The sequence below is a fragment of the Humidesulfovibrio sp. genome, assembly GCF_035560995.1.
Classification (GTDB): domain Bacteria; phylum Desulfobacterota; class Desulfovibrionia; order Desulfovibrionales; family Desulfovibrionaceae; genus Humidesulfovibrio.
Genome location: NZ_DATMYK010000098.1, coordinates 1 through 5650, shown reverse-complemented (window position 1 = coordinate 5650; position 5650 = coordinate 1). Strand labels below are relative to the sequence as shown.

General features: G+C 67.6%; 7 protein-coding genes and 1 pseudogene. 4 read left to right on the top strand and 4 right to left on the bottom strand.

Translation table 11 applies throughout. The features are described 5' to 3' along the window. The 4 genes from VN419_RS03660 to VN419_RS03645 all read right to left on the bottom strand — a co-directional run. The coding region (locus VN419_RS03660; RefSeq protein WP_325644549.1) for a DNA-formamidopyrimidine glycosylase family protein at positions 1-237 on the bottom strand (237 nt) is incomplete at its 3' end. Between the two features lie 3 nt (positions 238-240). Further along, positions 241-1560: a ChaN family lipoprotein gene (locus VN419_RS03655; RefSeq protein WP_325644547.1), complete on the bottom strand. Its 1320-nt coding sequence runs from the start codon at positions 1558-1560 to the stop codon at positions 241-243. Between the two features lie 29 nt (positions 1561-1589). Continuing rightward, the gene (locus VN419_RS03650) at positions 1590-2855 is read right to left on the bottom strand and encodes a phenylacetate--CoA ligase family protein (protein ID WP_325644545.1); all 1266 of its coding nucleotides are present in this window, start codon (positions 2853-2855) and stop codon (positions 1590-1592) included. 128 nt (positions 2856-2983) lie between these two features. After that, the gene (locus tag VN419_RS03645; protein WP_325644543.1) at positions 2984-3793 is read right to left on the bottom strand and encodes an undecaprenyl-diphosphate phosphatase; all 810 of its coding nucleotides are present in this window, start codon (positions 3791-3793) and stop codon (positions 2984-2986) included. Positions 3794-4157: 364 nt separating this feature from the next. Between VN419_RS03645 and VN419_RS03640 the strand changes: the two genes are divergently transcribed. The 4 genes and pseudogenes from VN419_RS03640 to VN419_RS03625 form a co-directional block, all read left to right on the top strand. After that, entirely contained in the window at positions 4158-4553 is a 396-nt protein-coding gene (locus VN419_RS03640) for a DnaJ family domain-containing protein (RefSeq protein WP_325644541.1), read from the top strand. A 17-nt stretch (positions 4554-4570) separates the two neighbouring features. Next, entirely contained in the window at positions 4571-4768 is a 198-nt protein-coding gene (locus tag VN419_RS03635) for a DUF1737 domain-containing protein (protein WP_325644539.1), read from the top strand. A gap of 6 nt (positions 4769-4774) precedes the next feature. Further along, positions 4775-5194 carry a hypothetical protein gene (locus VN419_RS03630; RefSeq protein WP_325644538.1) on the top strand — a complete coding sequence of 140 codons (420 nt, stop codon included), beginning with the start codon at positions 4775-4777 and terminating at the stop codon, positions 5192-5194. Between the two features lie 128 nt (positions 5195-5322). Then, positions 5323-5650 (top strand): annotated as a pseudogene (locus tag VN419_RS03625) (hypothetical protein); the annotation flags it as partial.

The window sequence follows — 5650 nt, the reverse complement described above, 5'->3', positions numbered from 1 at the left end:
GCGTCCGGTCATGCGCAGGTGGATGGCGATGAGCGCCCCGCCCTCCAGGCGCATGAGCAGGAGCTTGGCCCGCCGACCAACGGACTCGATGCGCCGCCCGGCCACAAGCGCGGCAAAGGCCTCCGGTCCGGGCTGCACGGCGGCGGGGTCCAGCACCTCCACGCGCTCTATGACACTGCCGGCGACCTCCTGGGCCAGGGTGCGGGCGATGGTTTCGACTTCGGGCAATTCAGGCATGGCTTACGGCTTCTTTTCCGGCTGGTTCTGCTGAGCGCCCTGCTGGCCGCCCTGTTGGCCGCCCTGTTGGCCAAGGGGCCCCAGGTCCACGCTGTAGCAGGCCTGGCCACGGCTGATGGACAGGACCAGATTCTTCTTTTGGCGGAAGGCATCGCTGCCCGCCAAATGCAAAGCGTTCAGCGAGGTCATGCGATAGCCGCCCGCGCGCTCCACCACGTCGCCGGGGCGCAGGCCCGCGGCCTCAGCCCTGGAGCCGCGCCGGACCTCGGTGACCACCACCTCGTTCACCTCCCCCAGCATGCGGTGCTCCAGCACCATGCCCATGCGGCTCTCGAAGGAGAGCGGGCAGTACACGCGCACCTGGGCGTCGGCGGCGTCGAAGTCGTCGCCCCGCCAGGGTGACACGAGCAAAATCGAAGCGTCGGGGTCCAACACCTTAATGCGCCGGGCGATGCCCAGGCCGCCCTCCACGTGGGCCGTGCCCGCAAAGACCACCACCTGGCGCCCCGTCGCCGCGCGCAGGGCCGCGGCCTGCTCGGCCATGGCCGAGTCCCACACGCTTTGGATGAGCAGGAAGCGCGCGGTCTGCCGCGAGTTGGTCACGTCACGGCCTTGGGGGTGCCCGCCCATGACCTCCTTGAGGAAGGCCAGTTGCTCCGGCGCGGGCTCGATGATCTGCCTGGGCAGCAGGGCGCGGTCCTCGGCGGAGAGCGCGGCCACGGGACCGTCAAAGGTGGCCAGCGAGGTGGCGTTGTCCATGGCCGCGGCCGAGAGCCTGCGGATGACCTCCGGCGGCACGTTCAGCCCCGCCACGGGCAGCTTCCACTGCCGCGCGGCCAAAAACACCGGCAGATAGCGGCCGAAGGGATGCCCCCAGGTCTTGGCCCAGTCCAGGCGGGCCTCCAGATCCTCGGGCTTGATCTTCCCGGCCACGAAGTCCGTGAGCACGGCGCTGTTCCGGGCTGGAACCATTTCAAAACCCACAGCCGGACCCTGACCCTCATGCGCAAGGAGCGCCAAAAGCCGACGTTCGGCCTCGTGGTCGCAGGCCTGCCCGTGGGACTCACCGATGAGCACGTAGGCCGCGCCCTTGCTTTTGGCCATGAAGGCCTCGGGCGAGAGGCGGTCGCCCGCGTCGGTCATAAGCTCGCCCGGCGCGGGCAGGAAGTTCACGGCCAGGGGTTCGCCCGTGGGCGCGGGCCGGGCGCAGCCGGTCAGCAGCGGCAGGGACAGCAGCCCGCCAAGAATGGCGGCGCAAAGGGCCGCGCCCCGGCCTCTGCAAGCAGCAGAAGCCAGGGCGCGGAAATGGGTCGGGGAAGGCATGGATGCTCCCGGTTGGTGTGGGGCGCGGGCTAGTCCCAGGAACGCTTGTCCTCAATGGGCCTAATCTGCGGCGGCAGGGTGCCGGGCGCAAGGATCTTGAGCGTGGGACGCAGCTTGATGCGCTCGCGGAAGGTGTGCAGCAGCTCTTCCTCGCGCTTGAACGCGCCGGACTCGATGGACAGGACCATCTCGTCGATGCCGCCGGGGTTGGTGACCTCGATCTGCCAGCGCTTGATCTCCTCGAAGCGGGCCATGACCTGCTCCACCTGGTGCGGGTACACGAACATGCCCTTGATGCGGGCGGTGGTGTCCACGCGGCCCACGATGTTGCCCAGGCGCGGGCTGGTGCGGCCGCACTGGCAAGGCGCGCGGTCGATGTAGCCCAGGTCGCCCGTGGCCAGGCGGATGAGCGGGTAGGTCTTGTTGAAGGCCGTGACCACGATCTCGCCCACTTCGCCGTCCTTCAGGGGAATGCCGGTATCCGGGTGGCAGATCTCGACAAAGGCGCGGTTCGACAGGTGCAGGCCGCACTTGTGGAAGCACTCGTAGCCGATGCAGCCGACGTCGGCCGTGCCGTAGCCCTGGCGCATGACGCAGTCGAGCTTCTTCTCAAGGGTGGTGCGCATCTTTTCGGAGAACTTTTCACCCGTCACGAAGGCCACTTCGAGGAAGAGGTCCTTGCGCAGGGAGAGGCCGGTCTCCTCGGCCTTCTGGGCCAAGTGCAGCAGGTAGCTGGGCGTGCCGATGTAGCCGGTGACGCGCAGCTTCTGCATGATGTCGAGCTGGGAGCTGGTGTTGCCCGGGCCGGCGGGAATCACCGCGCAGCCGAGGTTCTTCAGGGGCTCTTCGAACATCAGGCCCGCCGGAGCCATGTGGTACGGCAGGGTGATCTGGGCCACGTCGCCGGGGCGGAAACCAACGGCGTAGAAGCCTTCGGTCCAGCCCCAGTAGTCGTCCATGCGGTCTTCGGGATCGAAAATGGGGCCGGGCGACAGGAACACGCGGCGCAGTTCGCCCAGGTCCTTGGTCAACAGGCCGCCCAGGCGCGGGCCCATGCTCTGCAGGAAGATGAGTTCCTTCTTCTTCAGAATGGGCACGTGTTTGAGGTCGGAAAGAGCCTTGAACTTGTCCACGTTGAACTGGGCGCGGTCAAAGCGTTTCTTCACGTCCTCGGAATAACGGTAGGCGTAGGACAAGAGGTCCTTGAGCTGAAGCTGATAATATTGGCGGCGCTCGGAATCGTCGAGCACCTCGCGACGGCTGTAGATGCCCTCGGTGCGGTCCTTGCGGGTCATGTACGGGATCCTCCTGAAAAATGGCGTAAAAATACGGCGCGCTATTCGGCCGATAGCGCAGCTTAACGTATTGGACGCGGAATTTCAAGCCCTGGCGGGCACCCCGCCCCTGCCGGAAACGCGCGCGTCTAGGCGGGCCAGAAGAACCAGATAAGGGGAGCCATGGCGAGACGGTACAGGGCGAAGGGGATGAGCGTCATGCGCGAGACAAGGCCGATGAAGCCCCGCACCGCGGCCCAGCCCGCGAAAAACGAGACCACGAAGCCCACGGCCAGGAAACCCAGGTCGCCGGAGTCGAACAGCCGCCAGTTCTTGAGCAGGTCGTAGCCCACGGCCGCGCACATGACCGGTACCGCGGCCAGGAACGAGTACTCGGCCGCGGTCTTGCGGTCCACGCCGAGCAGCATGCCGCCCATGATGCTGGCCCCAGAGCGCGAGAAGCCCGGCCACAGAGCCAGGCACTGGAAGAAGCCGATGCCCAGCGCCAGGCCGGGATTCAGGGAATCGAGCCCGCCGATGCGCCGCACCCTGCTCTGCCGTGCGGCGCGCGCCTCCACGACGAACATCAGCAGCGCCCCGGCCACAAAGGCCATGGCCACGGTGCGCGGCCCGAAAAGGTGCGTTTTGATGGCGTGGTGCGCCAGAAAGCCGATGCCAAGGGCGGGCAGCGAGGTCAGAAACAGCAGCAGAATGCCGCGCTGGCCGGAGAAGGTCCGCGCGGGGTCTGTCTTGAGGAGCCCGGTGAAGCGGTGCCAGTACAGCACCACCACGGACAGGATGGCGCCCAGCTGGATGGCGATCTCAAAGGTTTCGGCCTTGGGGCCGGTGAAGTCGAGCAGATGCCCGGCCAGGATGAGGTGGCCGGTGCTGGAAACGGGCAGAAATTCGGTGAGACCTTCCACGAGGCCCATGAGGATGGCGACATACCAGGGTGCCATGGGTGTTATGAAGCTCCTTGCGGGGATTGAGGGGACGCCGGAAACGACAAAAGAGTCGTGCGCCGCTGCCGGTTCACCCGGCTGGCTCCGGTCCGTTCTTGCTGGGACATCGGGGCTCTTTGTTACGGCGCACTTTTCTTTGTGTGGACCCCTTGCGGGGTCAGGGGCGGCTCAATCCGCCAGATGTTGCGAGCTTTGCACACTGGTTTTTGCCTCCCTCCTGCCATTTGTCTTATCGTCTGGGGCTTTCGCCCCTTGTATACTATAGATAAGCACCGCGCGCGCGCTGTAAAGAGCGGCCCGGCCTTTTTTTCCGCCCGCGCCGAATATTGACTTTCCGCCCGGAGCGAAGCACCATCAACCCATGAGCTTGTCATTGGCCTTCATCGAGACAATCGCCGAGGAGCGCATCCGCGCGGCCCAGGAAAGCGGCGAATTCGACGACCTTCCCGGCCGGGGCAGGCCCCTTGACCTTGAGGACGACGCCCACGTGCCGCCTGAGCTCAAGATGGCCTGGCGGGTGCTCAAGAACGCCGGCTGCCTGCCCCCGGAGCTGGAGGCCGAGCGCGAGATCAAGAACGGGCTCGAACTTCTGTCCGCCATGACCGACGAGGCCGAGCGCTACCGCCAGATGCAGCGCCTGAACCTCATGGTCACCCGGCTGAACGAGACCCGCCGCCGCCCGGTGTTCCTGGAGGCGGAGCAGGTGTATTACGACAAGATCGTGGCCCGCGTGCCCCTGCCCAAGAAAACCCCCTGACGCGAACGAGGTTTTCCATGAAGCTGTACCGTTACCTCACCGGCCCGGACGACGCCAATTTCTGCCTGCGCGTGAGCGAGGCCCTGAACAACGGCTGGGTGCTGCACGGCGGCCCCACCCTGACCTTCGACGGCAACCGGGTCATCGCCGGGCAGGCCGTGGTGAAGGAAGCCCCGGGCCAGTTCAGCCGCGACATCGACCTGTCCAAGCTCTAGGCCCGCATGCCGCGCCCTTTGCCCCTGCTGCGGCGCCTGCCGCTGGCTCTGCTGCTGTGCGCGCTGGCGCTGCCCGGCTGTGGCGGCACCACCGCCGCGCGCGAGGCCGAACGCGAAGCCGAGCTCAGGAGCCTCAGGGAACGCGTGGAGCGCCTGGAGCAGGAGCAGGCCCAGGAACGGGCCAAACTCAGCCAGGACGTGGACGCCCTGCGCAGCTCCCTTGACGAGGCCAACCAGCGCATGGCCGCCCTGGACGGGGGCCAGCCCGGACAAGCGGGCCAGGCGGGCAAATCGCCCCGGGCCGCCCTGCGCCACTCCCTGAACGAGATGCTGGACTCCGCCCGGCAGGCCCTGGAGCGCCTGAACCAAAGCCTGGACAAATCCCTGGCCCGGCCCAAGGCCCAGGAGCCTGAGCCCGCGAAGTAGCGGCGAAAGCGGCTGTTCTCCGCGCCGTGCGGGCGCAAGATGGTGGACGAGGACGCGCTCCTTGGGGCATAGTCGCCCCTGGCCGTCCGCCCGCAGGGGCGGGGCCGAGCCCACCCGAAGGAGAATCCATGCGCGTGCGCGTGTCCGCCCTGTTCACCAGCCTTTGCTCCACCCTCGCCCTCACCGCGCCCCTGGCCCTGTGCCTGTGCCTTGCGGCGCCCGCCGCGGCCAAGGCCGAGTCGCCCTATGTCCAAGGCCTGGAGCTGTACCGCCAGGGCAAGTACCAGGATGCGCTGAAGGCCCTGCGCGCCGCCCTGCCCAAGCCGCCCGCGCCGCCGGCGGGTCCGCCTACCGGCCTGGAGCAGCCGCGCCTGGGCCAGCCCCCGCTTCTCCCGCCGCCGCCCCTGCAGGAAGGCCCGGAGGCCCCGCACGTGCACGCGGTGCTGGGCTTCACCC